General features: G+C 60.9%; 18 protein-coding genes. 5 read left to right on the top strand and 13 right to left on the bottom strand.

The genetic code is table 11. From position 1 onward, the window contains the following. Positions 1–45 precede the first annotated feature (45 nt). The 13 genes from HU806_RS13440 to glnE all read right to left on the bottom strand — a co-directional run bounded on the left by HU806_RS13440 (position 46) and on the right by glnE (position 16512). A complete protein-coding gene (locus HU806_RS13440) occupies positions 46–1449 on the bottom strand; it encodes a PIG-L family deacetylase (protein ID WP_186611837.1) in 1404 nt (467 codons plus the stop codon). An 8-nt stretch (positions 1450–1457) separates the two neighbouring features. After that, positions 1458–2354 carry an antimicrobial resistance protein Mig-14 gene (locus tag HU806_RS13435; protein WP_186611836.1) on the bottom strand — a complete coding sequence of 299 codons (897 nt, stop codon included), beginning with the start codon at positions 2352–2354 and terminating at the stop codon, positions 1458–1460. After that, complete coding sequence (locus HU806_RS13430) at positions 2354–3484, bottom strand: glycosyltransferase (protein WP_186611835.1); 1131 nt, start codon at positions 3482–3484, stop codon at positions 2354–2356. The genes HU806_RS13435 and HU806_RS13430 overlap by 1 nt, the downstream gene beginning before the upstream one ends. Beyond that, positions 3468–5225 carry a carbamoyltransferase C-terminal domain-containing protein gene (locus tag HU806_RS13425; protein WP_186611834.1) on the bottom strand — a complete coding sequence of 586 codons (1758 nt, stop codon included), beginning with the start codon at positions 5223–5225 and terminating at the stop codon, positions 3468–3470. Before HU806_RS13425 ends, HU806_RS13430 begins: the two co-directional genes overlap by 17 nt. A 249-nt stretch (positions 5226–5474) precedes the next feature. Next, complete coding sequence (locus HU806_RS13420; RefSeq protein WP_186611833.1) at positions 5475–6347, bottom strand: DUF3800 domain-containing protein; 873 nt, start codon at positions 6345–6347, stop codon at positions 5475–5477. 88 nt (positions 6348–6435) lie between these two features. Beyond that, complete coding sequence (locus HU806_RS13415) at positions 6436–7887, bottom strand: lipopolysaccharide kinase InaA family protein (protein WP_186611832.1); 1452 nt, start codon at positions 7885–7887, stop codon at positions 6436–6438. Continuing rightward, on the bottom strand, positions 7887–8639 hold the full coding sequence (locus tag HU806_RS13410; protein ID WP_186611831.1) for a lipopolysaccharide kinase InaA family protein: 753 nt from the start codon (positions 8637–8639) through the stop codon (positions 7887–7889). Before HU806_RS13410 ends, HU806_RS13415 begins: the two co-directional genes overlap by 1 nt. Further along, entirely contained in the window at positions 8636–9370 is a 735-nt protein-coding gene (locus HU806_RS13405; RefSeq protein WP_186611830.1) for a lipopolysaccharide kinase InaA family protein, read from the bottom strand. The genes HU806_RS13410 and HU806_RS13405 overlap by 4 nt, the downstream gene beginning before the upstream one ends. Further along, positions 9370–10176, bottom strand: a complete 807-nt coding sequence (gene rfaP / locus HU806_RS13400; RefSeq protein WP_186611829.1) for a lipopolysaccharide core heptose(I) kinase RfaP — start codon at positions 10174–10176, stop codon at positions 9370–9372. The genes HU806_RS13405 and rfaP overlap by 1 nt, the downstream gene beginning before the upstream one ends. Next, positions 10173–11297 (bottom strand): glycosyltransferase family 4 protein, encoded by a 1125-nt coding sequence (locus tag HU806_RS13395; RefSeq protein WP_186611828.1) that lies wholly within the window; start codon positions 11295–11297, stop codon positions 10173–10175. Before HU806_RS13395 ends, rfaP begins: the two co-directional genes overlap by 4 nt. Continuing rightward, the gene (gene waaC / locus HU806_RS13390; RefSeq protein ID WP_186611827.1) at positions 11297–12355 is read right to left on the bottom strand and encodes a lipopolysaccharide heptosyltransferase I; all 1059 of its coding nucleotides are present in this window, start codon (positions 12353–12355) and stop codon (positions 11297–11299) included. Before waaC ends, HU806_RS13395 begins: the two co-directional genes overlap by 1 nt. A 1-nt stretch (position 12356) precedes the next feature. Beyond that, positions 12357–13391: a lipopolysaccharide heptosyltransferase II gene (gene waaF / locus HU806_RS13385; RefSeq protein WP_186611826.1), complete on the bottom strand. Its 1035-nt coding sequence runs from the start codon at positions 13389–13391 to the stop codon at positions 12357–12359. 169 nt (positions 13392–13560) lie between these two features. Further along, on the bottom strand, positions 13561–16512 hold the full coding sequence (glnE, locus tag HU806_RS13380; RefSeq protein WP_186611825.1) for a bifunctional [glutamate--ammonia ligase]-adenylyl-L-tyrosine phosphorylase/[glutamate--ammonia-ligase] adenylyltransferase: 2952 nt from the start codon (positions 16510–16512) through the stop codon (positions 13561–13563). Positions 16513–16894: 382 nt separating this feature from the next. Here glnE and aceE point away from each other — a divergent pair, with 382 nt between their 5' ends. The 5 genes from aceE (at position 16895) to msrA (ending at position 26507) form a co-directional block, all read left to right on the top strand. Further along, the gene (gene aceE, locus HU806_RS13375; protein WP_186611824.1) at positions 16895–19540 is read left to right on the top strand and encodes a pyruvate dehydrogenase (acetyl-transferring), homodimeric type; all 2646 of its coding nucleotides are present in this window, start codon (positions 16895–16897) and stop codon (positions 19538–19540) included. Between the two features lie 11 nt (positions 19541–19551). Further along, a complete protein-coding gene (gene aceF, locus HU806_RS13370) occupies positions 19552–21180 on the top strand; it encodes a dihydrolipoyllysine-residue acetyltransferase (protein ID WP_186611823.1) in 1629 nt (542 codons plus the stop codon). 290 nt (positions 21181–21470) lie between these two features. Beyond that, positions 21471–22865: an alkaline phosphatase D family protein gene (locus HU806_RS13365; protein ID WP_186611822.1), complete on the top strand. Its 1395-nt coding sequence runs from the start codon at positions 21471–21473 to the stop codon at positions 22863–22865. A gap of 194 nt (positions 22866–23059) precedes the next feature. After that, positions 23060–25744: a putative bifunctional diguanylate cyclase/phosphodiesterase gene (locus HU806_RS13360; RefSeq protein ID WP_186611821.1), complete on the top strand. Its 2685-nt coding sequence runs from the start codon at positions 23060–23062 to the stop codon at positions 25742–25744. 115 nt (positions 25745–25859) lie between these two features. Then, positions 25860–26507 (top strand): peptide-methionine (S)-S-oxide reductase MsrA, encoded by a 648-nt coding sequence (gene msrA, locus HU806_RS13355; protein WP_186611820.1) that lies wholly within the window; start codon positions 25860–25862, stop codon positions 26505–26507. The last annotated feature ends 50 nt before the right edge of the window (positions 26508–26557 follow it).

Here is a 26557-nt window from a genome sequence, read left to right as displayed (position 1 = left end):
GAACGACTTGATAGATAGCCCGAGGCGGTGTTGCCCCCTGGGCCCTTAAAGCCGCCAGAACAGTTCATGGCGGCGCACAGCCTTGCGAAAGAATTCATTCTCGCCATAGGGCGATTCCCTACGCCCGGCCAGCAGGCGCTGGATGCCACGACGCAGGCGGCGCTTGAACGGGGCAGGCGGCTGCAGGTCGTGCATCATGCCCAGCGCCATCGCCTTGTCATGCAGGCATGCCAGTGTCAGCGGCAGGCTGAGAGGATGCATTGGCCGGGCCGGATCGAAATGCGGTGGCAACGCGATGCCGCTGCCCGAGTCGCCCATGGGCCAGCGATCGTTATCGTGCAGGTGGTTGGCATAGCCCAGCAGCAGGGTAGGTTGCCACTCCAACCCCTCAAGCGCCTGCAGGACAGCATGGTGGGCGCAAAGATGGTCGGGGTGCGGATCGAGAGCCGGATGCGGCAATACAATCACTTCGGGACGCGCCTTGAGTATCAGTTCCCGCAGGTCCGCCAACAGGTTGTTCCAGGTCGGGGCGCCATCGGCATCGCCGGGCAGGGCAAACGGGTTCAATTGGCGAAACAGACGGATGTCGCTCAGGTCCGCCTCGCGGGAACCCTGGGGCTGGCCGGGCGCAGCTTGCATGGCGGCCAGTTGCAGGCAAAAGTAGCCCAACTGCACGCAGTGCTCCTGCGGTACGCCGGCCCAGCGCGGCACGGCGATGCTGTCCCAGGCCCGCAGCCGACCCTTGAGCCGTGCGGCGTCTGCGCGCCCCAGGCCCATGCGCTGGTAATGTCCCGCTTCGATTTCGCCAGCGGTGAGGGTCACGATCCACGCTTCGTCCGCCTGGCTGTAGAGCCCATAAGCGGCCAGCTCAGCATCGTCGGCGTGGGGCGCGATGACCATCGTGCGCGAGTGCTGTATGTCCACGGGCGCGAATGACCAGAGCATCGGTTCACCCGACACGCGGCAAAAACGCCCACGCAAGCGCAGCTCACCCTGGGACAGCACGGCGCCCTGCTCGCTGAGGTTGAGGTAGCGCAGGCCATTGACTCCGCGTTCGAAGGTTTGCCGTTCCGGACTTTCGTTGCCCAATAACTCGACAACCGGGTCGATGAATCGTCCCAGCCAGGTACTTCTGATTCGCAGCGCCAGGACCAGCGTCGCGCCGTCGTCCAGTATCACGCCCTCATCCAGCCGCAGCCGTCCGGCATTCAGGTGCACCTTGGGTTGCTGGGTGAACGGCGGGAAGTTGTACTGGTAATCGTCCTGGGGCGAATAGAACAGATGATCGGCGAACCATGCCTCGTGGGCGATCCAGCCCAACAGCGCCAACACCAAGGGCAACCACCAAGCCACCAAGACGCCGATTACCACCAGCACAACGAGCGCGCATAGCAATCCCAGGCGCTTGTTGCGACGATGGCGCTTGAGCAACTGTTGTTTTCGATTCACGGGCGGGTTCATACGGTAAACACCGGCACGGGGTTGCACCAACGGTCTTTGTATTCACGATCCGCCCGGCCGAACGAAAAACGCAAGGGCTTGCCGGCGGCGCGGGCATGCTCCCAGGCGCTTTGGGTGTTGAGGAAGCTCAACACACTTCCAGGGCTGAACTCGCGGGTCTGCGGGTCGACACCGCCATTGACGTATTCGACACTGATCCAATCGGGCGCTTCGACGCGATAGACCAGTTGAATGGCAATCGGTGCATCGTGAAGGAAAACCACCGAACCGATCAGCAGTTCGCGCAGCAGTTCGATCACCTCCTCCATGCGCTCGGCGCCGGTGGCAGCGAAGCCCCAGCGGCGCTGGAACAGGTCGCAGTAGATCGACGCCAGTTCAGCGCTGGAGAGTTCGCCAACCGGCCGCACCAATCCGCCCGCCTCTTCCAGCAACCGAAGCTCGCGGCGTTGGTTATAGCGAAATTTTTTCGACAGTTCTTCAGGAAGGCGCGCCATGGCCAGCTGTTCTTTCTGCGGCTTCAAGCCGCTGAAACGGCCCTCGTTGAGCGCCGACAGATAACGCCCCTGATGACGCAACGGTGCCTGGGCGCCAGGTGCCGCGGGTAGGATCAATTCGGCATTGCCCAAGTCGAACAAGCCTTTTTTGCCGCTGCGCTTGAGCACGTCCTTGGACAAGGCCAGGTCGCGGCCCCAGGTCGGTATTGCCGCCTTGAGCTCGCCGTCCTGCTCGAACGCCAAGTAGCGCACGGGGATGTCGGCCAGCGCGGCCAGCCGTTCGACTACCAGGGGATGCGTCGCCACGCTGCCGCCGAAACGTTCCCACGCCTGTGCGTAGGTCGAGGCGTCGGTGGTTGACCAGCCGCGCTCGCGCCAGCCTTGGAATCGGTTGAGCATCAGTTCCTCGGTGCCAGTTCGGTCACTTGGGGCAAACGCCAGAATGCTTCGCGTACGGCGCGATCCGAAAAGCGTTCACGCAGGCGATCAAGCATCAATTCGGCGCATTGTCGGCGTTGCAGATCGCCCATCGCTGCCAGATGCTGCAGCCCTTGAGCCATGTGCTCGGCGTCACCGAGCGGAAACAGAATCCCGACGCCCTCGACCACCTCTTTCGCGCCGCCGCAAGCGGTGGCCAGCAACGGAACGCCGGCCGCCATCGCCTCGAGCAGCACCATGCCGAACGGTTCGTGGTCGGAGCTCAGGGCAAATGCGTCGAAGGCGCTAAAATAGCGACGTGCCTCGGGCACTTGACCAAGAAACAGAACGCGGTCAGCTATGCCCAGCTCCAAGGCGAGCTCTTTGAGGTCCTGCTCCAGGCGTCCCTTGCCCAGGATCGCCAGCTGGCTATTGGTCGGCAGATATTCCAGTGCAGCGGCAAAACCACGTAGCAGGGTGGCCTGGTCCTTGTCCGGATGCAGCCGCCCGACGTTGCCGACAATCCAGGCATTCGACTGAAGCCCAAGTGTATGTCGCGCCTCGTCCCGGGACACCTGACTGGCTTGCAGGGCGTCGAGATCGATGCGGTTGTAGAGGGTCTGGATCTTGGCAGCAGGCCATTTCGGCAGGCAACGACGCATGTCGTCACGCACTGCATCAGACACCCCGAGCAGGCTCAGGCGCTTGCGAAAGACATGGGCGAACAGCCGGCGGGTACGCCGCTGATAGTCACCAAAAGCATGGTGCACGCCGATCACCGGCAGGCGAGTACCCAGCAGGGCGATGTAGATTGGCTTGAAGCGATGGGCGATGCAGAAACTGAAATTGCGCGAAGCGGCGATCTTGCGCAGATCGCCGATGGCGCCCAGCTTCAGGCCGCGAACGGCGCTGGAGCTGTACTCCATGAACAGCACCTCGTCCGAGGCGCACGCGGCGGCGACTTGCGCATCCGCCGCCCCGGTGAGAAACACCGTCGTCACGCGATAGCCAGTGCCTGCGAACAGGCTGGCGTACTGACGGGCGCAGTCCAGGAACGGCCCGTCATAACCGTGGCAGAACTGCAGCACATGTCGCTCAGCCGAGCGTGTCATAAGCGTCCACGCCGTCTTTGACCACCAGGATGTCTTCCATGATCAGGTATTGCAGGTCGGAGCCAAAGAACATGTTCAGCGCGTCGGTCGGCGAACAGATCATCGGTTCGCCACGACGATTGAGCGAAGTGTTCAGCGACACGCCATTACCGGTCAGGACTTCCAGGGCCTTCATCATGTCGTAGTAGCGCGGATTGTATTCGCGCTTGAGCACCTGGGCCCGGGAAGTACCGTCTTCATGGACGACTTCCGGCACGCGGGTTTTCCATTCTTCGGCCACTTCGAAGGTGAAGGTCATGAACGGTGCCGGGTGATCGACCTTGATCATCTGCGGCGCCACGGTGTCGAGCATCGACGGGCAGAAAGGCCTCCAGCGCTCGCGGAATTTGATCTGCTCGTTGATCCGATCGGCCACGCCGCTGGCGCTTGGGCAGCCGATGATCGAGCGACCGCCCAAGGCACGCGGGCCAAACTCCATGCGGCCCTGGAACCAGGCCACCGGGTTGCCGTCGACCATGATCTTGGCGATGCGCTCGGGGGTGTTGTCGATCTTGCGCCATTCAGGCTTGCTCGGATGACGGGCGCATGCGGCGATCACGTCTTCGTTGCTGTAGGCCGGGCCGAGGTAGACGTGTTCCATCTTCTCCACTGGCACGCCACGGGCATGGGACACATACGCCGCCGCGCCCACCGCCGTACCGGCGTCGCCAGAGGCCGGCTGCACGAACAGCTCCTTGACGTCGTCGCGGGCAATGATTTTCTGGTTCAGCTTGACGTTCAGTGCGCAACCGCCGGCGAAGGCCAGCTTGCCGGTTTCCTTGAGCACGTCGCCCAGGTAGTGGTCGATCATTTGCAGCGCGAGCTTCTCGAACAGCGCCTGCATGCTCGCCGCATAGTGGATGTACGGTTCGTCGGCAATGTCGCCTTCACGTTTCGGACCGAGCCACTCGATCAGCTTCGGCGAGAAATAGAAGCCCTTGCCCTTCTCTTTATAGCGACGCAGGCCGATCACGTTGGCATAGTCGGTGTTGATCACCAGCTCGCCGTTTTCGAACGAGGCCAGGCGCGAGAAATCGTACTTGCTGGCATCGCCATAAGGCGCCATGCCCATGACCTTGAATTCGCCGTCGAGCATTTCAAAGCCGAGGAACTCGGTGATCGCACCGTACAGGCCGCCCAAGGAGTCCGGGTCGAAGAACTCCTTGATCTTGTGAATCTTGCCGTTTTCACCGTAGCCAAAGAAGGTCGTGGCGTATTCTCCCTTGCCGTCGATGCCCAGGATCGCGGTTTTTTCCTGGAAGCCCGAGCAGTGGTAGGCGCTGGAGGCGTGAGCCAAATGGTGCTCGACCGGCTCGATCTTGATTTTCTTCGGATCGAAGCCCAGTTGCTCCAGGCACCAGACGATCTTGCGGCGATAGCGCTTGTAGCGACGGTTGCCCATCAGGATTGCGTCAAGGGCGCGGTCCGGGGCGTACCAGTAACGCTTGGCGTAGTGCCAGCGCGCTTCGCCGAACAGGCTGATCGGGGCGAAGGGGATCGCCACCACGTCGACGTCGGAAGGCTTGATGCCGGCCTGTTCCAGACAGAACTTCGCCGACTCGTAGGGCATGCGGTTCTTTGCATGTTTATCGCGTACGAAGCGCTCTTCCTCGGCCGCCGCGATCAGCTTGCCGTCGATGTACAGCGCTGCGGAAGGATCATGGCTAAGGGCGCCGGACAGGCCAAGAATCGTCAATGCCACAGGGGTCTAGCCTCTTATGTCTACATACGGGCGACAAGCGCCGCGAAAAATTGATGTGCCACGCGCCAGGGGTGCGGGGCAGCTAAAGGGCGGGATTATAGCTTAAAAGCGGCGGCAAGCCTCTAGCTGCAAGCGGCAAGCTCGTGGCGAGTTACCCATTGCATGTCCATTGACAGCTAATGACTACCAACATAGACTTCGCGCAAATGGACTGGGGGATCCCGGTCGGCGTCTAAGCCTCGGTGAGTTTCACCGGGGCTTTTCGCTTTCTGGAAGCGGGAAAATTTTCAATCCCCAGTTTTCAAAACCTTCTCCGGCCTTATCGCGCCCACCGCTGCAATAAAACTTACGCTTGAGCACATCAAAAGCCCGATTTTCCTGCCCGGCACGTAGGACACTCATGCCAATAGGTCTTGCAACGAGATCTGCCAGTTGCAAGCCGGTAGAATTAACCTGCTTGGTCGCGAAAACAATATCAAACGGAAGTTGAATCCCCATACGATTAGCACCGTCACACATACGGCGAAACTCCAGTTCAAGCTCGTTATCTTCTTTTTTCCCTCTTCGCTCGACGATCACATGGGTCAATGCTTCGTGCTGGAGCTTCTCCTTCAGAAACTCGTAAAGCGTTTCCAGACAGAAGCCCAAAGCAACGTGATAGGGATTATCCGCACCGCCTTGTCTATCACGCAGCCTTGCCTTATCTATAACGCAACTGATCAGAATGAAATTGCTCTCTTCGATGATGCTGGTCAGCTCATCAAGAAAGGCGTGCTTGTGCTGCCTGGATACAAAAAGACTGGAAAAAGCACCTTTCTCCTTACGGATTTCCAGCTCATGCAGCCCAATTAGATCATGCCCCATATGATTGAACTTGAACTTCTGCAGGGCAGGAATGACCTTCTCGCAGTAGTGGCGCTTATGAAAAACGCAAAAAGCCAGTACAAACATCGGATAGTTGGGATCCAGCGTCTGCATTCCATGATCGCCACTCTCATCCACGTACACGATGAAGTCGCTGAATTTTCCACCTGGGACGGCAGGCTTATTCTCGCTAACGATCTTTTCAGCCTCAATTTCAAAAAGTGAAAATTGCTGAACAGGCACTGGATGATCTGGCATAGCGTCACGACTCCTTCTCAAAGCGTACTGAACACACCAAAACCAGAACACCTACACTTTGATCCGTTAAATATTGTGTCGCATTAGCTCAATGCTGATGCCCGACCTCTCTAGGCAACCGCTCATCAATCACCCGATACAACGCACTCCCCTCAGGCCAATTACGCATGAATCGCGCCCGGTCCCGCGCATAGGCCGGGGCGAAGCTGGCCTGGGTGCGGTGCTGGCACATCGAGTCGAGGTCGATCAGCGCCCAGCGGTCGTGTTGCCAGAACAGGTTGTGGCCCTTGAAGTCGCCATGGCTGATGCGTTCGCGGATCAGGTCGGCGAACAATTGTTCCAGCGCCAGCAACTCAGGTTCGGGCGCCTCACCGCTTTCCACGTAGGGGCCGAAGCGCTCGATGATGTCCGGCCCCGCCAAGTGCTCGGTGACCAGGTAAGCGCCGCGGCGCAGCCACAGGAAGCGTTTCTCCAGCAACGCCAGCGGCTTGGGCGTGGCGATGCCGAGGAAGGCCAGGCGATGGCCTTCGCGCCAGGAATGCCAGGCGCGGCTCGGGCGCCAGAAGCGCTTGAGCCAGTGGGCGAAGTTCTTGATGTTGTAGCGCTTGATCACCAAGGCCCGGCCGCTCGCCTCGACCTTGCCGACGCTGGCCGCGCCGCCGGTCTTGTACAGGTGGCCTTGGTCGAGCAACGCATCGGCCTGCTCCAGCACCGGCGTCATGGCCGTTTCTTCGTCTCGCCGGATCGCCCGCAGGCCAAACGCCCCGCGCCGCACGCTGAACAGGCTGCACTCGCGCCCGACTTTTTCGAGGAAGTCCTTCAGGCGCCAGGCCTGCACCTTATCGATCTGTTTTTGCAGCGCTTCCATGGGCAGCGCGTGTTCGGCGTTGCCCAGCAGGTAATACACCAACAGCTCTTCGTTGAACGGCTGGAGGGCTTTGGGAAGCTGGGCGAAAAAAATCCCCAGGTTTTCCAGCACTTTTTGCCGGGACAACGGTTGCCCCGGTGTTTCGGCGCGAATACCGGCCCCGTCGATCAGATAGAGCTGGCCGCCATGACGCAGCAGATTGTCCAGGTGCAGGTCTTCTTGCCACAGACCTTTGCCGTGCAGTTGCGCTATCGCTCCCAAGGCCTCGGCCAGTACCGCCGTTTGTTCGTCTGCCAGCATTGGTAACTGCTCGACTTGCTTCCAGGCATCGCCCAGGCTCTCGGCGCCTTCCAGCAACTCGAACAGCAGCCAGCCGCCTTCGCCTTCCTTCAAGCCGTCAGCCAACAGCAACGGCGTCGTCAGTCCCTGCTCTGCCAGCAGGCGAACGCCTTGCAGTTCACGCTGGAAATGCCGGGGCGCCTTGCTGCCCACCAGCAACTTGGCCAGCACCGGCCGGCCACGCCAGATGCCGGCGCCAACGTAGCGTTGCCCTGGCAATACCCGCAACAGCGACAACAACTGCAGTTGCGCCGGGCCGGCGGCATCCGCCAGCTCCAGGCTCAGGGGCAGGCTCGGGCTGCGGCCGGCGCTTTTCAGTTCGGATAAATGCATCAGCGAACCTCCTTATGAGTGCGTCGCGCGCTTAGCCGGTTTATCCACTCATCAACCAGCACACCGTCAACGGGCTGGCCCAGATAAGCAGACAACAGCAGGCGCACATCGGCTTCACTCCAGGCCCGGGCCCGGCGCAGCAACGGCTCCAGATCCTTGACCCGGTCACGCTGTCCGAACACCAGCGGGCGAGTTTTTTCCAGGTCGATCAACTGCGCCTGATAGCCGCTCTCGGTGGCCTGCAAGAAAATATGCTTAGGATAAAAACAGCCATGGACCTGACGCATGCCATGCAGGCGCCGCGCCAGATGCCCGCAGGCCTGAAGGATAGTGGTGCGTTGTGCCGCTGTCAGGGTCGACCAGCGCAACAGGAGCGAATCGAGGTCATCCCATCCGTCCAGGGCACGGGTCAACAGGATCGCCCGCACCTCACCGTCCACTTTGCGCTGACCGTAGAACACCGCCTGCAAGGCCGGAATGCCCAGCTGGCGATATCGACTGATGTTGCGAAATTCCCTGGAAAAGCTGGGTTCGCCAAAGGGGTGCGATAACGTCCGGGTCAGGTAGTTGTTCTGGCGCTTGAGATAATAGCCCTGCCCTTCGAGCTCCAGTCGGAACACGCTGCTCCAGCCCCCGCCCAGCGTATTGGGCTCATCCACCGCGTCCAGTTTGCGCGACCAGAGGGCTTCGAAGCTGTCCAGGCCATGGCGCTCCAGCAAGGCCCGATCTTCAGCGGCCAGGTAATCGGTCATTCACGCCCCTCAAAAAATCTCACCACGTGACGAATGCGTTTTTTGTCACACGCATCGAGCCGACCACGCTGGCTGTATTGAAGATAAAAACGCAGGCGCTGGGTGGCCGACAAATGATATTTGCCCACCTTGTCCAGGCAGGCCAAGTCCTTGGTGATCCGGTACTTGAGCCAGAAGCCCCGCCAGAAATCACCGTTCGGGCAATCGATCAGGAACAGCCGCGCCTGGTCATCGATCAACAGGTTGCGCCACTTCAAGTCGTTATGGGTGAAGCGGTGACCGTGCATGGTCCGGGTGTATCCGGCCAGTTGCCGGCTCACGCCATCGACCCAGGCGCGATCGGCCAGGCGCGGGTCGTGTCGCTCGGCCAAGGCTGAAAGGTCTTCGGTGCGTGGCAGTTCTCGGGTGATCATCGCCCCGCGATCATAGGCCGCACCGCGCCGCTCCAGACCCCAAGCGACGATCTCGGCCGTGGGAATGCCCCACTTGGCGAAACGCTTGAGGTTCTGCCATTCAGACTTGACCCGTGGCTTGCCCAGGTAACGTCGCAGCCCCTTGCCGGCGCCCGTGTAGCGCTTGACGTAGTAATTGACGCCGTTGCGCTGCACGCGGATCACCTCTGACAGCGGATCGCGCGTCAGGCGCTCCCCCTGAAGGGCGAACACTGCGTCCAGACTGCCGAAATCCTCTGCCAGCTCAGCGTAGGCCGGCTCCAAATTCCAACCCGACATCAGAGTGCATCCCCATACCGCTGCTTGCGCGCATACAGCTTGTCGGCCTTGCCTTCGAGCCAGGCCAGCAACGGCGCTTCTTCGGCCAGGACCTGGCGCAGCGGCTGCTGGAAATAGCCCTTGAGGAAACGCAGCTTGTCGCGGCGGGTCAGGCCGATGTCCAACGCCGAGAAGTACAGCGCCGCCAGGTCCTTGTTACGCCAGCGGGTGGTGATGGCCGGCCGGGTCTGGGCACGGTGCAGGTCGATCACCGAGAGCTTGAAATCCCCCGGCGTCACCGGTTTGTCGGTGTGCAGGAGAAAGTGACAGATGTAGCAGTCGCGATGATTGACCCCGGCGCGGTGCATCATGCCGGTCATGCGCGCCACTTCGGCGATCAGGGCACGCTTGAGCGGCGGCTGCGGCGGCTGCTTGAGCCAGTCGATGCTGAAGTCTTCGAGACTGATGGTCGGCGCCAACTCCTCGGTGACGATGAACGAGTGCTGGTCCGCCGGGTTGCTGCCCTTCTCGCCATACGCAACGGCGGTCATGGTGGGTACGCCGGCTTCCTGCAAACGCTGGATCGCCTTCCACTCCTGGCCTGCGCCGAGTACCGGCAGCTTGGCAGTGAAGAGGTTCTTGAAGATCTCGCCCCAACCAATGCCGCGGTGGATCTTCACGAAAAAGCCGCGACCGTCCACCTCCGTGCGCAAGGTGCGCCGGGCTTCCAGCTCACGATAGACCTCGCCTTTGAGCGCCTCGACTTCGACGAACGCATCGCGTCCAGCCCAAAGGGTCTTGAACGGTTCGGCCAACATCAGTTTCATTCAGCGTGCTCCGCCAATATCACATCCGCCGCGTGCTGCGGCATGCTGTAGAGGTCAGCCGTCTCGGCAAAGGCCAGACCGTTGCGACTCCAGGCCGCCCGCACGCCAGCATCGCTCAACATCCGGCCCAGGTATTGGGTGAGCTGTGCTTGTTCGAACGGCTCGTCCAGCACCAGGCCACTGTCAGCCTCGGCGATGTAATGGGCGTACCCACACACCGCGCTGACCAGCACCGGCAACCCGGCCACCAGCGCTTCGAGCAGTACCGTGCCGGTGTTTTCGTTGTAGGCCGGATGGATCAACAGGTCGGCGCCCAGCAGGAAACGCGGGATGTCGCTACGGCCCTTGAGGAACCGTACGTTGTCGCCGAGCCCCAGCGCAGCGCTCTGTAGTTGGAATACTTTGGGGTCGTCCTGGCCGATTACAAACAGCCGGGTGCGCTTTTTCAGTTCCGCCGGCAATGCGGCCAGCGCCTTGAGGCTTCGATCCACGCCCTTGGTCTTGAACCCCGAGCCGATCTGCACCAGCAGCAAGTCGTCATCCGCCAGGCCGAATTCGGCCCGGAACGCCGCGCGGATCTCATCGGCATCGGCAGGCCGGCGGCGGTCCTGGGCAATGCCCGGCGGCAGCAGGTGGAAGCGTTCAAGCGGGGTGTCGTAATGCTTGATGAAGAGCGGTTGCTGCACTTCGGAAATCATCAGCACTTCGGTCTTGGCATCCTTGGCGAACACGGCCCGCTCGTACTCGGCGAAATGCCGGTAGCGGCCCCAACGCCGGTACAACGAGTTGCGCAGGTTCTGCGCCTTGTCTTCAAAGCAGCCATCGGCGGCGTAATACACGTCAAGGCCGGGCATTTTGTTGAAGCCGATCAAGCGGTCCACGGGGCGCTTGGCCAGGTCGGCCTCCATCCACGCACTGAGTTTCTCATTGCGGCGATGATTGAACAGCGCCTTGACCGGCGCCACCAATACTTCGAAGCCTGGCGGGACGTCACCTTCCCAGATCAGCGTGTAGACACGGATCTGGTGGCCGCGTCGCTGGCATTCGAGGGCGATGCGCATGAAATCGCGCTGCAGGCCGCCGAACGGGAAGTATTTATAAAGGACAAAAGCCAATTGCATCAGCGCGGCTCCTCAGCCAATAACGTGCTCAGGTGGCTGGCAACACGCTCAGGGTTTACACGGGTGAAGCACAGGGGCTGCTCGCGCTTCAGGTCAAACCGACGGGCATCTTCGGCGGTCGGTGGATACGTACATTGTTTTTGCATGCAGGGCGCGCAGGGAAAGTCGCTGGCGAGGTGAACCTGGCCCTTGCCATATGCCCCGGTCAGCACCGGGTTAGTGGGACCGAGTAGCGAAATGGTCGGCACGTCCAACGCGGCAGCCAGATGACCGAGGCCCGTATCCACGGCCACGCACGCCTGGGCGCCGGCGAGCACCTTGCCCATCCCGGCCAGGTTCAGTTTCGGCAACACCAGGGCGTTGCGCAGCCCGCTGGCGATACGTTCGGCCCGGGCCTTCTCGGCAGGGTTGCCCCACGGCAATTTCACCACCACGCCGAACTGGCCCATGCGCTCGGTGAGCTGGCGCCAGTAAAGCTCGGGCCAGTGCTTGGACTCCCAGGTCGTGCCATGCAGGAATACCACGTAAGGGTAGGCGCGCGGCAACTCCACCAGCCGGTCGACACTCAGGCCGTAGCTGCCCTGGGTCTTGGGCAGGTCATACCCCAGCGCCAGGGCGAACAGCTGCCGCACGCGCTCGACCGCATGTTGCCCACGGGCCACCGCCAGACGCCGGGAGTAAAAACGCGCGGCCATTGGCTCACGGGCCGAGTGCTTATCCAGGCCGGCCACCGGTGCCTTGACGTAGCGAGTCAGCCAGGCGCTTTTCAGCAGGCCCTGGGCATCGATCACCAAGTCATATTTTTCGGCGCGCACGCTTTGTTTGAAGCGTCGCCATTCGCCACTCTTGATGGTTTGCCAGAGGTTCTTGCGCCAGCGCCGGATCGCCACCGGGATGACCTTGCCCACAGCCGGGTGCCAGGTAGCAATTTCGGCAAAACCCTCTTCCACCACCCAATCGAACCGGATACCAGGAATCGCTCGCGCCGCATCAGTCAGCGCCGGCAAGGTGTGGACCACATCCCCCAGCGACGAGGTCTTGATCAGCAATACCCGCAAGTTAACGGACCTCCACGGGAGTGCCCTGCAAACGCTCCAGGGCATCGTTTACCGACGGCGGCATGAGCTGGCGCAGGCAATTGTAATGACCGAAGCGACAGGTGCGATCGAAGCATGGGCTGCACTCGATGCCCAGGCGCACGACTTCGACCTTGTCGGCCAAGGGCGGCGTGAAACCTGGCGAGGTGGAGCCGTAGACCGCTACCAGAGGGCGATTCAGCGCCGCCGCGACGTGCATCAGGCCGGAGTCGTTGGAGACCACGGAGTCGGCGCAGGACAACAGATCAATGGCCTCGGCCAGGGACGTGTCGCCGCTCAGATTGGTCGATTCTTCTCGCAGGCCTGGGATCAGTCGCGAGCGGATGTCCTCGCCCACCGAGTGATCGTTTTTCGAGCCGAACAGCCAGACCTGCCAGCCTTCACGAATCTTCGCCTCGGCCACCTGGGCGTAATGCTCCGCCGGCCAGCGCTTGGATTCGCCGAACTCGGCGCCTGGGCACAGGGCCAAAACCGGCCGGTCCAGCGTCAGGCCGAACTTGGCCAGGGCCGCTTCGCGAGTCACTGGATCGATCGCAAGGCTCGGTCGCGGGTAGGGCATGGGCAACTGCGCCCCAGGCTCGTAGGCCAGCGCCATGAAGCGCTCGATCATCAGCGGATAACGTTCTTTGTCCAACGTGCGCACGTCGTTGAGCAGACCGTAGCGAAACTCGCCACGCCAGCCGGTGCGCTTGGGAATGCCGGCAAAGAACGGCACCAGCGCCGACTTCAGCGAGTTGGGCAACAGGATCGCCTGGTCGTACTGGCCAGCCAGGGACTTGCCGATGCGTCGACGGGTCGCCAGTTCCAGCACGCCGTGACCGAGCGGAAAGCTCAAGGCCTTGCGCACTTCGGGCATGCGCTCAAGGATCGGCCGACTCCATTCCGGAGCCAGGACATCGATTTCGCACTGCGGGTGACGCTGCTTGAGGCACTGGAACAGTGTCTGCGCCATCACCATGTCACCGACCCAACTGGGCCCAACGATCAGAATATTCATGAGCTTTCCAAAAACGATACGGGGAGGCCTACGCCTCCCCGCCTCGAGAATCACTGTGGCTTAGGTCGTTGCCTGCTGCCTTCAATCTACAACCGCGGGAGCGACCCTGCTCAACGATGTCGTCGCATTTCACCCTCGCGACCATGCGCTCCCACATTCAATACTCAGCTCAGCTCAGCCCCAGCTCACGCCAGATCCGCAGCACCTGCTGGCGCTCATCGACGAACTGGTCGCCAGTGATCACCCCGGCGTCTTTCTGCAAGGCCTGGCGGTGAGCGGCGGAGCGGTAGGCCTTGTAGGCCTCGCGCAACAGCGTGGCATCTTCGGCCGGCATCAACCCGACCTCCTGCAACCCGTCCAGGATGCGGATGTTATCGGTGTAGCGCACCAGCGTGGGGTGTTCCTCGGACCACGCCAGGGCCGCGTATTGCACCATAAATTCAATATCGACGATACCTCCGGCATCCTGCTTGAGGTCGAAGGGCGCCGTGGCCTCGAAGGCGTTCGGCGCGGTCCCGGCGGCGGTGGCCTTGCTGCCGAGGTTGTCACGCATCTTGGCGCGCATTTCGCTGACCTCCTGGCGCAGCGTCGCCAGATCACGCTTGCGCCCCAGCACCTGCACGCGGACTTTCTCGAAGGCCTGGCCGACGTCCTGGCTGCCCACCAGAACCCGGGCGCGCACCAGCGCCTGGTGCTCCCAAGTCCAGGCTTCGTTTTCCTGGTAGCGGGCAAACGCCCCAAGGGAACTGACCAGCAACCCGGACGCCCCCGACGGTCGCAGGCGCATGTCCACTTCATACAACTGCCCGGAGTTGGTCTGCGCCGTCAGCAAGTGAATGATCCGCTGACCGAGCCGGGTGAAGAACTGGGCGCCGTCGATGGGTTTCGGGCCGTCGGTTTCCGCCTGTGGATCGCCATCGTGGATGAACACCAGGTCCAGGTCGGAACCATGCCCCAGTTCCAGGCCACCGACTTTCCCGTAACCGACAATAATGAACCCCGGATCGCACAGGCTGCCGTCGGTGCGTAATGGCACGCCGTGCTTGGCGACAGTTTGGCGCCAGGCCAAGGCCAGCACTTGTTCGAGGATCGCTTCGGCCAGCCAGGTCAGGTAATCGCTGACCTTCATCAGCGGCAAGCTCCCGGCGATTTCCGAGGCCGCGACCCGCAAGCGGTGAGCCAGTTTGAAATGGCGCAGGGCTTCCATTTGTTGCTCGAGGTCATCCTCGGGGATGCGCGTCAGGCGCTCACGCAATTCCGCTGCCAACTCGGGCGCGAGGGGCGGCTTGAACAAGCGACCTTCATTGAGCAATTCGTCGAGCAGCAGTGGGAAACGGGTGATCTGCTCGGCGATCCACGGGCTCGCCGCGCACAGCGTCAGCAAACGTCGCAGGGCGCCGGGGTTTTCCGTCAACAACACCAAATAGGCCGAACGGCGGGCCACGGCCTCTACCAGCGGCAACACTCGCTCAAGGACCAGATCCGGATTCGCATGCTCCACGGCCTGGGCCAGCAAGCGCGGAATGAAAGCATCCAGACGCTCGCGCCCCAGGCGCTGCATGGCGCGCAGTTGCGGACTTGCACGCAGGGCCGCCAGGGCCTTCAGGGCTTTGGGCGCATCGACGAAGCCGCCCTCTTCCAATTGACGACACGCTGCCTCTTCATCCTGGCTGTCTTCCCACAACGGCAACCACTCGCCGCCCACCGCGACTTCGCCTTCGCTACCCTCTTCCTCATCCGGGTCGGCAATGACCTGACCGAAATGCCACGCCACGCGGCCGCGCCAGTACATCAACTGTTCATGGAACGTCGACCAATCAGCGAAGCCCAGCATGAATGCGATGCGCGCCTGGTCTTGCGGGCCGTCCGGCAACATCTGCGTCTGGCGGTCGGCGATGGCCTGGATCGCATGCTCGGTATAACGCAGGAATTCGTAGCCCTGGCGCAGCTCGTCAACCACCTTGGCCGGCAGATAGCCCTGGCCTTCCAGGGTGCCCAGCACTTTAAGCAGCGGGCGCTGCTGCAAGCTCAAGTCGCGACCGCCATGGATCAGCTGGAACGCCTGGGCAATGAACTCCACTTCGCGAATGCCGCCCGAGCCCAGCTTGATGTTGTCGGCCAAACCCTTGCGCCGCACTTCCTGCTGGATCAGCTGCTTCATGGTGCGCAGCGCTTCGATAGCGGAAAAATCCAGGTAACGGCGATAAACGAAGGGGCGCAGCATGTCGAGCAATTGCGCGCCGGCCACTTGGTCGCCGGCCACGACGCGCGCCTTGATCATGGCGTAGCGCTCCCAGTCGCGCCCCTGGTCCTGGTAATACTGTTCCAACGCGTTGAAGCTCAACACCAGCGCGCCGGCCGAACCATAAGGACGCAGGCGCATGTCGACGCGAAACACAAAACCGTCGACCGTCATCGGGTCCAGGGCTTTTATCAGGCGCTGGCCGACCCGAATAAAAAACTCCTGGTTATCCAGCGGTCGCTTCACGCCCGCGGTTTCCCCCCCTTCGGGGTAAGCGAAAATCAGGTCGATGTCCGACGACAGGTTCAGCTCCACCGCACCGAGCTTGCCCATGCCCAGGATGACCATGTGCTGCGGTTCGCCACTGCGTCGCCCGGTGGGCGTGCCGAACTGTTGGCTGAGGCGCTGGTATAGCCATTGATAGGCCTGGTCGATGCAGGTATCGGCCATGTCAGAAAGATCGCGACAGGTCTGGACCAGGTCCGCCTGGCGGATCAGGTCGCGCCAGATGATCCGCACCTGTTGACGGGTTCGCTGGCGGCGCAGGACGCGGCCCAGTTCGTCCTCGGTCTCGGCGGCCTGCACGGCGGCAGCAATCTGCGCGCGCATCTCACCCGGGGCGAAGCTGCGGTCCAGTTCACCGCTGCGCACCAGTTCCAATAGCATCGAAGGGTCTCGTACACTTTGCTCGATGACAAAGTCACTGGCGGCGGCGATGCGGTGGAACTCGGCCCAACGCTGCGCCGTCCAGGCCGATAGCCCGTGGTCGTGATCCAGAGAGGCGACCGCCGCACGGAACGACTGCTCGGCACGACTGACCAATGACTGGAGAATCGCCGGTACCGTTTCCGATATTGGGGCTAGCGAGGGCAGGCTCATGGTCTATCCTTGATCGGCGCGGGAAAGGCTGGATGTAGTGTTTTTTCAAAAGACACTACCTGATCGACTGTCGAACAAAGATGATAAATAGCTGAAAATCTGATTTTATTGGCAGCCGGCATCAAGTTTTTACCTGTTCGAGTTGGCTAAAGACCAACAGTAACGATTATTCTCACAACGAAATGAGAGGCCACGAGCCGCTCAGGTGTAGTTTTACTACTCGTCTATACATTCGAAAGGCTGAAACGGCCGACGATTTGTAGTAAAACTACACGCCGCCGAGACAACCTTCGGCAATCCAAGAATTTATATCGTCTGCCCACAAGGCCAGTCGCAAACTCAGGCAACCGATTCTGGTAGCCTTTCCGCCCTGGAGCAAGCCATGCAAGACCTCGATCCCGTCGAAACCCAGGAATGGCTGGACGCCCTGGAATCGGTTCTCGACAAAGAAGGCGAAGACCGTGCTCATTATCTGATGACCCGTATGGGTGAACTCGCAACCCGCAGCGGTTCGCAACTGCCCTACGCCATCACCACGCCGTACCGCAACACGATCCCCGTTACCCACGAAGCACGCATGCCTGGCGACCTGTTCATGGAACGCCGCATTCGCTCGCTGGTGCGCTGGAACGCGTTGGCCATGGTCATGCGTACCAACCTGAAAGATTCTGACCTGGGCGGTCACATCTCCAGCTTCGCCTCCAGCGCGACGCTGTATGACATCGGCTTCAACTATTTCTTCCAGGCCCCGACCGACGAACACGGCGGCGACCTGATCTACTTCCAGGGCCACGCATCGCCAGGCGTCTACGCCCGTGCGTTCATGGAAGGCCGCATCACCGAAGACCAGATGAACAACTTCCGCCAGGAAGTGGACGGCAACGGCTTGTCCTCGTACCCACACCCTTGGCTGATGCCGGACTTCTGGCAGTTCCCGACCGTATCCATGGGCCTGGGCCCGATCCAGGCGATCTACCAGGCGCGCTTCATGAAATACCTGGAAGCGCGTGGCTTCATCCCGGCCGGCAAGCAGAAAGTCTGGTGCTTCATGGGTGATGGCGAGTGCGACGAGCCGGAATCCCTGGGCGCGATCTCCCTGGCCGGCCGCGAGAAGCTGGACAACCTGATCTTCGTCATCAACTGCAACCTGCAGCGCCTCGACGGCCCGGTTCGCGGCAACGCCAAGATCATCCAGGAACTCGAAGGCGTGTTCCGTGGCGCCCAATGGAACGTCAACAAAGTCATCTGGGGCCGTTTCTGGGACCCACTGCTGGCCAAGGACGTCGACGGTATCCTGCAACGCCGCATGGACGAAGTCATCGACGGCGAATATCAGAACTACAAGGCCAAGGACGGCGCGTTCGTCCGCGAGCACTTCTTCAACTCGCCTGAACTCAAGGCCATGGTCGCCGACCTGTCCGACGACGAGATCTGGAAGCTCAACCGTGGCGGCCACGACCCGTACAAGGTCTATGCGGCATACCACCAGGCGGTCAACCACAAAGAGCAACCGACCGTCATCCTGGCCAAGACCATCAAGGGTTATGGCACCGGTGCCGGCGAAGCGAAGAACACCGCGCACAACACCAAGAAAGTCGACGTCGACAGCCTGAAGTTGTTCCGCGACCGCTTCGACATTCCGGTCAAGGACAGCGAGCTGGAAAACCTGCCGTTCTTCAAACCCGAAGAAGGCAGCGCCGAAGCCCGTTACCTGGCTGAGCGCCGTGCCGCACTGGGCGGTTTCGTGCCACAGCGCCGCGCCAAGAGCTTCAGCATCCCGACCCCGCCACTGGAAACCCTCAAGGCAATCCTGGACGGCTCGGGCGACCGTGAAATCTCCACCACCATGGCCTTCGTGCGGATCCTCGCGCAACTGGTCAAGGACAAGGAAATCGGCTCGCGCATCGTCCCGATCATCCCGGACGAAGCCCGTACCTTCGGTATGGAAGGCATGTTCCGCCAGCTGGGCATCTACTCGTCCGTCGGCCAGCTCTACGAGCCAGTCGATAAAGACCAGGTAATGTTCTACCGCGAAGACAAGAAGGGCCAGATCCTCGAGGAAGGCATCAACGAAGCGGGCGCCATGAGCTCCTTCATTGCCGCCGGTACTTCGTACTCCAGCCACAACCAGCCGATGCTGCCGTTCTACATCTTCTACTCGATGTTCGGCTTCCAGCGTATCGGCGACCTGGCCTGGGCCGCTGGCGACAGCCGTACCCGTGGCTTCCTGATCGGCGGCACAGCCGGCCGGACCACGCTGAACGGCGAAGGCCTGCAGCACGAAGACGGCCACAGCCACATGCTGGCCGGGACCATCCCGAACTGCCGCACCTATGATCCGACCTACGGCTACGAGCTGGCGGTGATCATCCAGGACGGCATGAAGAAGATGACCGAAGAGCAACAGGACGTCTTCTACTACATCACCGTGATGAACGAGTCCTACCAGCAGCCAGCCATGCCGGCGGGCGTGGAAGCCGGCATCGTCAAGGGCATGTACCTGCTCGAGGAAGACACCCGCGAAGCGGCGCACCACGTCCAGCTGATGGGCTCCGGCACCATCCTGCGCGAAGTGCGCGAAGCAGCGAAGATCCTGCGTGAAGAGTTCAACGTCGGCGCCGACGTCTGGAGCGTTACCAGCTTCAACGAACTGCGTCGCGACGGCCTGGCCGTGGAGCGCAGCAACCGTCTGCACCCTGGCCAGAAGCCAAAGCTGAGCTACGTCGAAGAGTGCCTGAACGGCCGCAAAGGTCCGGTCATCGCCTCCACCGACTACATGAAGCTGTTCGCCGAGCAGATCCGCCAGTGGGTTCCTTCCAAGGAATTCAAAGTGCTGGGCACCGACGGTTTCGGCCGTAGCGACAGCCGCAAGAAGCTGCGTCACTTCTTCGAAGTCGACCGTAAGTTCGTTGTGTTGGCAGCCCTGGAAGCCCTGGCTGACCGTGGCGATATCGAACCTAAAGTGGTGGCCGAGGCCATCGCCAAGTTCGGCATCGACCCGGAAAAACGCAACCCACTGGACTGCTGAGGAGAATTTCCGTGAGCGAACTCATTCGCGTACCTGACATCGGCAGCGGTGAAGGTGAAGTAATTGAACTGTTTGTGAAGGTCGGCGACCGTATCGAAGCCGAGCAGAGCATCCTGACGCTTGAATCGGACAAGGCCAGCATGGAAGTGCCTGCGCCAAAGACCGGCATCATCAAGAGCCTGAAAGTGAAGCTGGGCGATCGTCTGAAAGAAGGCGACGAGTTGCTGGAGCTGGAAGTCGAGGGCGCCACCGCGGCGCCTGAAGCGCCCGCCCCTGCGGCTGCCCCGGCCGCGGCTGAAAAGCCTGCCGCCGCACCGGCTGCCGAGGCGACTCCCGCCCCGGCCGCTGCGCCTGCCGCAGCCACTGTCCAGGACATTCATGTCCCGGACATCGGTTCGTCGGGCAAGGCCAAGATCATCGAAGTATTGGTCAAGGCCGGCGACACCGTCGAAGCCGACCAGTCGCTGATCACCCTGGAATCCGACAAGGCCAGCATGGAAATCCCATCGCCGGCCGCCGGTGTGGTGGAAAGCGTCGAGGTCAAGCTGGACGACGAAGTCGGTACCGGTGACCTGATCCTGAAGCTGAAAGTAGCGGGTGCCTCGGCCCCTGCCGCGCCTGCTCCAGCCGCCAAGGCTGAAGCCGCTCCAGCGCCAGCCGCCGCACCCGCGGCCAAGGCCGAAGCGGCTCCTGCCCCAGTCGCTGCCGCGCCTGCGCCAAGCGGTGCCAAGGTCCACGCTGGCCCGGCGGTGCGTCAGTTGGCCCGTGAATTCGGTGTCGAGCTGTCGGCCGTCGGCCCAAGCGGTCCTCACGGCCGCGTGCTGAAGGAAGACGTGCAAGCCTACGTCAAGGCCATGATGCAAAAGGCCAAGAACGCACCGGCCGAAGGCGCCAGCGGTGGCGCGGGTATTCCGCCAATCCCGGCAGTGGACTTCAGCCGCTTCGGCGAAACCGAAGAAGTGGCCATGACTCGCCTGATGCAGATCGGCGCGTCGAGCCTGCATCGCAGCTGGCTGAATATCCCGCACGTGACGCAGTTCGACCAGGCTGACATCACCGAGCTGGAAGCCTTCCGCGTCGCGCAGAAAGCCGTGGCGGAAAAGGCCGGCGTGAAGCTGACCGTGCTGCCGTTGCTGCTCAAGGCCTGTGCGCACCTGCTCAAGGAACTGCCGGACTTCAACAGTTCGCTGGCCCCAAGCGGCAAGGCTGTGATCCGCAAGAAATACGTGCACATCGGTTTTGCCGTCGACACCCCGGAAGGCCTGCTGGTACCGGTCATCCGCAACGTCGACCAGAAGAGCCTGCTGCAACTGGCTGGCGAAGCCGCTGCCCTGGCTGAAAAAGCCCGGAACAAAAAGCTCACCGCCGACGACATGCAAGGCGCCTGCTTCACCATCTCCAGCCTCGGCCACATTGGCGGCACCGGCTTCACGCCGATCGTCAACGCGCCGGAAGTGGCGATCCTGGGTGTTTCGAAGGCCACCATCCAGCCTGTCTGGGACGGTAAAGCCTTCCAGCCGAAGCTGATGCTGCCATTGTCGCTGTCCTACGATCACCGTGTGATCAACGGCGCCGCCGCTGCACGCTTCACCAAGCGCCTGAGCGACCTGCTGGGCGACATCCGCACCATCCTGCTGTAACACCGAACGGCCCTCCTCGCGGAGGGCCGTTGGGAATCCGTTTTCCGAGCGCCACGCTCGTACCTCAACCCCGCCCATTTGGCGGGGCTTTTTTTTGCGGAAAAAAACAGCGTGTGCTAAACGACTTTTCCTACTCGTTACGCAAAAAAGACTACATGCCGTGTTAGTAATTGCCCACAGCAAACGCCCCCTCCCCTATCAATATTTATCGCACCTCGAGCTATAGCATAAGTTCAGCGCGCCCACTGACGGCTCGCACTAAACTTATATAACTTCGAATGGATTCGAACATGCTAAAGCCAACTGTCGGCCCTATTGTCGGCCACACAACAACCGACCACACACGCATATTCCTGCGTGGCGAAGAAAACAATATTAACCCGGTATTTGCTGGTATTCGCTATAGGCGAAAAGGTGATACCGCATGGTCAAAAGCACAATTCGTTCAACTGACACCTCACCGCGACATGTCCGAAGTCATCGTTCTGGAGGACCTCCAGGCCGACACCGCCTATGAATATCAGGCCGGCTGGAAAACCCTCTTGAATCCAACCCATACGGTGGAAACCATCCAGGAGCTGCCGTTGCAGTGGCCCAGGGACATTTATGAACTGAAAACACCCTCCAGCAAGCCTTACGCTGCCCGCAGCTACATCGCTGGCTCCTGCCGATACCTGCGAATGACTGCAGGCGTACCGTCAAGACCAGAATTGGGGGATCGCACATTCGCTGGTATCAATCGAATCATGGAGCAGGCCAATCCGCCGATCAGTGCGGTACTGATGATCGGCGATCAGGTATATCTCGATGACTTGAACATTATTGCCCCGGATCGCACTTTCAAGGAAATCCTGCTCAAGTATCGCAACGCCTTTTCCCAACCCCATATTAAAAAAGTTATGTCCGGCGCACCGACGTACATGATGCTCGACGACCATGAAATAGAAGACAACTGGCCTGCCAATAAGAACGAAGGGGATGAGATCCTTTATGTAAATGCTGTTAAGGCATATGAACTTTATCAGGCCAGCCACAGCCCGGCGCACGAACTTTTAAATGACGGCACGCTCAGTCGTTCCTTGAAGCGTTACTGGTATCAGTTCGCTCATGGCGATATCGAGTGGTTCGTTACCGACAGCCGGACCCGACGCGACCTGTCGGCGCACGCTCGGCGTATCCTCGATGAAGAACAGGAACAGTCGTTGCTCAAATGGCTTATCAACAGCCCCGCCCGAGTCAAATTTGTCGTGACCGGCGTCATGTTCTACCCCGACCGCAGCTTCAATGGTGGGGATGCCTGGCAAGCCTTCCCGGAACAGCGTCTGCGCTTGCTCGAAGCCATCCGCGACCATCGGATCAAAAACGTCATTTTCGTGTCGGGTGACGTACATGGCTCCCTGACCAGCCGCCTGGTTCATAGCGAAGATCCTGACTTCCAAGTTCATACCATCGTTTCGTCGCCGTTCTGCAACAGCAAACTGTTGCCTTACGCCACAGCTTCGACTTTCATTTTTGGCAAGCCCATGGCCCAGGCGCCAAGCGGCGACTATCACTATGAACTGACCAGCAAGGTAATCAGCCAGGACAATTTCGCCCAGCTGAACGTCACGGCCCAGAGCGTTCAAGTGACGTTTCATGACCGTGACGGCACCCCGCTGGAGATCGTCGATATACCGTTGCGCTGAGCGGCCTAAGGTACAACAAGTGCCTCTGATCGGCTGACAACTGGAGAAATCTCCTTGTCGGCCGATAAAAGGTTTATAGCACTTGGCCTTCATGTCTCTTGTCAGCCGGTGCCGCAATGATGCAACCTTGCGGGAATCCGTAATAACGAGGGCGTCAGCCCGGCGCGATCAGCATTTTCGAAGCGAGTTTCCCCATGAAAAGCCAACCCGATGCCGCCAGCCGTATGGCGGCCGAGGTAGTGACGCAATTACCGGTGCCCTCGCGGCTCGGTATGCTGCGTTTCGAACGGCTGAATGAAGCAAGCTGGGCGCTGCTATTTCTTGATCCCAATTGCGAACGTTACTTCGGTGTGCCGGCGGTTGAGCTGTGCTCGCTGGTCAGTTCTCCTTACGCCAGCCTGATGGAGCCTGAAGCGCGCTATCAGCTGCATGACGCGATCCAGCAGCAGCTGGCCCAGGCGTCGCACTACCTGATCCGCTATACGCTGCACACCGCCCAGGGACCGATGAACCTGCTGGAAACCGGTGAGACTTACAAGCAGCACAATCGTCACCTGCTGCGCGGCTATCTGATCGCCGTGGATAACTTGCTGCAGGACGGGCCATCCCTGCCGGCCTTAGACCTGGAAACTCAGAACTCAAGATTGCAAATTGCCCTGGAACTGAACCAGCGCGCCCAACAGGAGCAGCTCCAGCATCTGGATCGGGTCCGCGCCCAACAAGACCTGATCTTGCTGCTGACCCGCCAACGCTACAGCGCCAACAATTCGCTACAAGAAGCCGCCGAGCTGATTACCCGCAGCGCCTGCGACATCTATGAGATCGACTCCGCGAGCATCTGGAACCTGGAAGACGGCAAGCTGGTGCCGATTTCGGCCTACAACCGAGCGTCCCAGGCTTATTACTTGCCGGCAGTGATCAATGCCGATGAATTCCCCGATTACATGGAAGCATTGCAGACCTGCCGGGCCATCGACGCCCACAATGCAATGCGCGACCCACGCACGCGAGAAATGGCCGAGAACCTGCGCGCCCGCGACGTCAATGCAATCCTCGATGCCAGCATCCGGATCGATGGCCAGGTGGTCGGTGTGCTGTGCCTGGAGCAAGTGGGTGCCACTCGTGCCTGGCAGTCGGACGAGATCGCCTTCGCCGGCGAACTGGCGGACCAATTCGCCCAGGTCATCAACAACCACAACCGCCGCACAGCCACCAGCGCCCTGCACCTGTTCCAGCGTGCCGTGGAACAAAGCGCCAACGCGTTCCTGCTGGTCAACTGCGACGGTGTGGTGGAGTACGTCAACCCGAGCTTCACCGCCATCACCCAGTACACCACCGAAGAAGTCCACGGCCAGCGCCTGTCCGAGCTGCCCGCCCTGGAAAATCTCAGCGAACTGCTGTTCGACGCGCCGTCGGCCCTGGCCCAGAGCAACAGTTGGCAGGGCGAATTCAAGAGTCGACGCAAAAACCTCGAACCCTACTGGGGCCAGCTGTCGATTTCAAAGGTCTATGGCGACAACCGCGAACTGACCCACTACATCGGCATCTACGAAGACATCACCCAGACCAAGCTCGCCCAACAGCGCATCGAGCGCCTGGCCTATACCGATAACTTGACCAACCTGGGCAACCGTCCGGCCTTCATTCGCAACCTTGATGAGCGCTTCGCCCGAGACAGCGACTCGCCTATCAGCCTGCTGTTGGTGGACATCGACAACTTCAAGCGCATCAACGACAGCCTTGGCCACCAGACCGGCGACAAGTTGCTGATCAGCCTGGCCCGGCGTTTGCGCAACAGCCTGAGCCCCAGCGGTAGCCTGGCACGATTCGCCAGTAATGAATTCGCGGTACTGCTGGACGACACCGACCTTGAAGCCGGCCAGCAGATCGCCAGCCAGTTGCTGATGACGCTCGACAAGCCGATGTTCGTCGACAACCAGTTGATCAGCGTGACGGGCTCGGTCGGCCTGGCCTGTGCGCCTTTGCATGGACGCGACCCCCAGACACTGATGCGCAACGCCGGGCTGGCCCTGCACAAGGCCAAGGCCAACGGCAAGCATCAGGTCCAGGTGTTCACCGAAGCACTGAACGCCGAGGCCAGCTACAAGCTGTTCGTGGAAAACAACCTGCGCCGGGCCCTGACCCAGAATGAACTGGATGTGTTCTACCAGCCCAAGCTGTGCCTGCGCAGCGGCCGCCTGTTGGGCATGGAAGCGCTGCTACGCTGGAACCATCCGGAAAAAGGCATGATCCGTCCGGACCAGTTCATCAGCGTGGCCGAGGAAACCGGCCTGATCATCCCCATCGGCAAGTGGATCGCCCGCCAGGCCTGCCGCATGAGCAAACAACTGACCGCCGCCGGCCTGGGCAACCTGCAAGTGGCGATCAACCTGTCGCCCAAGCAGTTCTCCGACCCGGACCTGGTGGCCTCGATCGCCAGCATCCTCAAGGAAGAACAGCTGCCGGCCCGCTTGCTGGAACTGGAATTGACCGAGGGCCTGCTGCTCGAAGCCACCGAAGACACCCACCTGCAACTCGACCAGCTCAAGCGCCTGGGCCTGACCCTGGCCATGGACGACTTCGGCACCGGGTATTCATCCCTGAGCTACCTGAAGAAATTCCCGATCGACATCATCAAGATCGATCGCAGCTTCATCCACGAAATCCCGGACAACCAGGACGACATGGAAATCACCTCCGCCGTGATCGCCATGGCCCACAACCTGAAACTCAAGGTCGTGGCCGAAGGCATCGAGACCGCCCAGCAATTGGCCTTCCTGCGTCGCCACCGTTGCGACGTCGGCCAGGGCTACCTGTTTGACCGGCCGATCCCTGGCGCAGAGCTTATCGAGAAACTCAAGCGCTATCCTTGTCGCTAGCGGCAAGCTTCAAGCTTCAAGCTTCAAGCTTCAAGCTTCAAGCTTCAAGCAAACGGTGGCACACTCTCACCACTTGCAGCTTGCAGCTTGTAGCTTGCAGCTTGCAGCTGCCCCAATGATCTTACGCTCGGAAATCCTGGTGAACAAAAACGTGCTTCCTACTCAAGAACAAGCTCTGCCTGGCCGTGAAACCCCGATGACAGTGCCGGAGAAACACTTCGTCCATGACGCGCCGCTACTGGGCCCGTTTGCCATGGACGTGGATTTCGCGATCTTCGGCCTGGGCTGCTTCTGGGGCGCGGAGCGCAAGTTCTGGCAACGCGAGGGCGTGGTCAGTACGGCGGTGGGTTATGCGGGCGGCTTTACGCCGAATCCGACGTATGAAGAAGTCTGCTCGGGCCTGACCGGCCACAGCGAAGTGGTGCTGGTGGTCTATGAGCCAGCAAAAGTGAGCTACGAAGAACTTCTGAAAATGTTCTGGGAACTGCACAACCCAACCCAAGGCATGCGCCAGGGCAATGACATCGGCACCCAGTACCGCTCGGTGATCTACTGCACCACGCCCGAGCAACTGGCAGCGGCGAATAAGAGCAAGGAGATCTTCCAGGCCGAACTGAACAAGGCCGGCAAGGGCGAAATCACCACCGAAATCGATGAAGCGCCGACGTTCTATTTTGCCGAGGCCTATCACCAGCAATACCTGGCCAAGAATCCTGAAGGGTATTGCGGGATCGGCGGTACGGGCGTGACTTGCCCGATCTGACCTTCCGGTCTTGCTCCCATGATGGCGCCCTTCCAGGCGCCATCAATGCT

This window comes from Pseudomonas sp. SWRI154 (assembly GCF_014268645.1).
In the GTDB taxonomy this organism is placed as follows: Bacteria; Pseudomonadota; Gammaproteobacteria; order Pseudomonadales; family Pseudomonadaceae; genus Aquipseudomonas; species Aquipseudomonas marvdashtae.
This window is presented reverse-complemented; position numbering and strand designations above follow the sequence as displayed.